This window comes from Nocardia africana NBRC 100379 (assembly GCF_001612635.1).
GTDB classification, from domain to species: domain Bacteria; phylum Actinomycetota; class Actinomycetes; order Mycobacteriales; family Mycobacteriaceae; genus Nocardia; species Nocardia africana.
The window spans coordinates 1-1,057 of record NZ_BDAV01000082.1; the positions used below are offsets into that span (position 1 = coordinate 1).

The 1,057-nt window shown below is 68.7% G+C and carries 2 protein-coding genes; both read left to right on the forward strand.

Translation table 11 applies throughout. The annotated features are described in order from the left end of the window. On the forward strand, positions 1 to 676 hold a 676-nt coding region (locus NA3_RS35355), incomplete at its 5' end, for a hypothetical protein (RefSeq protein WP_218021966.1). 67 nt (positions 677 to 743) lie between these two features. After that, the coding region (locus NA3_RS35360) for a hypothetical protein (protein WP_157126674.1) at positions 744 to 1,057 on the forward strand (314 nt) is incomplete at its 3' end.

Genomic DNA, 1,057 nt, shown 5'->3' on the forward strand with positions numbered 1-1,057 from the left:
TGCCCGAGCCGCGGGCAGCAGTGGGCGGCGAGCCGACATCAGCCCCGAGCCCGGCACCGACGCGGTCCGGGAGCATGTCATGACGTGGGTGGCCAGCGATGTCTGGCAGATGCAGCACATGGCCGCCATCGACGTCGCGCGCCGGATGCGCCGGGTGACTCATACACCCTCCTTCGAGCCCGAACCGTGGATGGTGGCCCAGTTCGAGCGCAACCTGAGCGCATTGTGGATCCGGGCCGGCAATATCGCCGACGCGATCGACCTCACCGTCGATGAATCCGCCGGAATGTGGGCCCGCACCAGCAGCGAGTGGCAGCGACTCCTGGCCGCCACCGCACACACCTACGACGCCGACGCAGTGGAGGAACGCTGGCGCGTCTACGCCCGTCCCGGCATCGAGACCAGCGCCATACGCGACGCCACGGCGATCACCCTGCGCGTGGATGTCGCCCTGTCCGAGCAGCCGGTGCGCATCCCCGCGCCGCACGCCATGAAGACCGCCGCCGCAGCAGCGTTCCTAACCCATTCCTCCGCCGGCGCTGACGCCGACCCCATTGCCGACGCGATCGACCGCGCGCTGCCCGCCGAGGCCGACCACACCCGGTGGGGCACACCCACACCCACCGGCCCACCACAGCATCCCGGGCCCGATCTCGATCACGGGGCCCAGCTATGAGCCACGCCTGCCCACACCCAGATCCACGGACTCCCAGCGGGTTCACCCGCCAGAAGAGGTAACAACCATGACCAACCCCGGTCCCGCAGTATCGATGGAGCAGTGGCAGGCGAAGCTGCTGGCCCGCATCGACAGACTGGCACGCACCTACGCGTTGGTGCAGGTGCGTGGTTTCGCTGGCTACGACGGTAGTGACGGCACCCCGGAGCAGGAGTGGCGTTCGCATCTGGACGCGTTGGAAGCCGAACGCGAAGCGATCGAACAGCTGGCAATCGAACTCGGTATCCCACCCCAATGGGTCGAACGCGCCCGCACCAACGGTGCCGAAGCAGCCCAACTCTCGTCCCCCACAACGGAAACCGCGCCCGCGCCCGCGAATCC